This window comes from Polaromonas sp. P1_G4 (genome assembly GCF_056405475.1).
Window position 1 is genome coordinate 1 of sequence record NZ_JBFUCA010000946.1, and the last position, 848, is coordinate 848.

The following is an 848-nucleotide window of genomic DNA, read 5'->3' on the forward strand; positions in this document are numbered from 1 at the left end:
GCCAAGAGCCGCGCTTTTGCCACCGAACAGATCGCCGGCCAGATGGCCGACTTCAAGCGCCTGGGTGTGCTCGGGGAGTGGGACAACCCCTACCGCACGATGGATTTTGCCAACGAGGCCAATGAAATCCGCGCGCTCAAACGCATCATGGAACGCGGCTTTGTCTACCGGGGCCTCAAGCCCGTGTACTGGTGTTTTGACTGCGGCTCCTCGCTGGCCGAGTTTGAAATCGAGTACGCCGACAAGAAATCGCAGACGCTGGACGTTGGCTTCAAATGCGCTGAGCCGGAGAAGCTCGCAGCCGCATTCGGCCTCAAGAGCCTGGCCAAAGACGCCTTCGCGGTGATCTGGACGACCACCGCCTGGACCATCCCGGCCAACCAGGCGCTCAACCTGAACCCGGAACTCGAATACGCGCTGGTCGACACCGATCGCGGCATCCTGCTGCTGGCCTCCGTGCTGGTCGAGAAATGCCTGGAGCGCTACCAGCTCACCGGCAAGGTGCTGGCCACAACGGCAGGCAAAAACCTGGCGTTGCTGAAATTCCAGCATCCCTTTTATGACGTTGACGCAGGCTACCGGCGCTTCAGCCCGGTCTTTCTGGCCGACTACGCCACCGCCGATGACGGCACCGGTATCGTGCACTCCTCGCCCGCCTATGGGGTGGAAGACTTTAACTCTTGCGTGGCCAACGGTATCGCCTACGACGACATCCTCAATCCCGTGCAGGGCAACGGCCGCTATGTCGATGAGCTGCCAATGTTCGCCGGGCTCAATATCTGGAAGGCCGCGCCGCTGGTCATCGACAAGCTGCGCGAACATGGCCGCCTCTTTGCCACGCAGGACAT

At 61.4% G+C, this 848-nt stretch carries 1 protein-coding gene; it reads left to right on the plus strand.

Translation table 11 applies throughout. The features are described 5' to 3' along the window. The coding region (locus AC1D1X_RS24645) for a class I tRNA ligase family protein (RefSeq protein ID WP_477699535.1) at positions 1-848 on the plus strand (848 nt) is incomplete at both ends.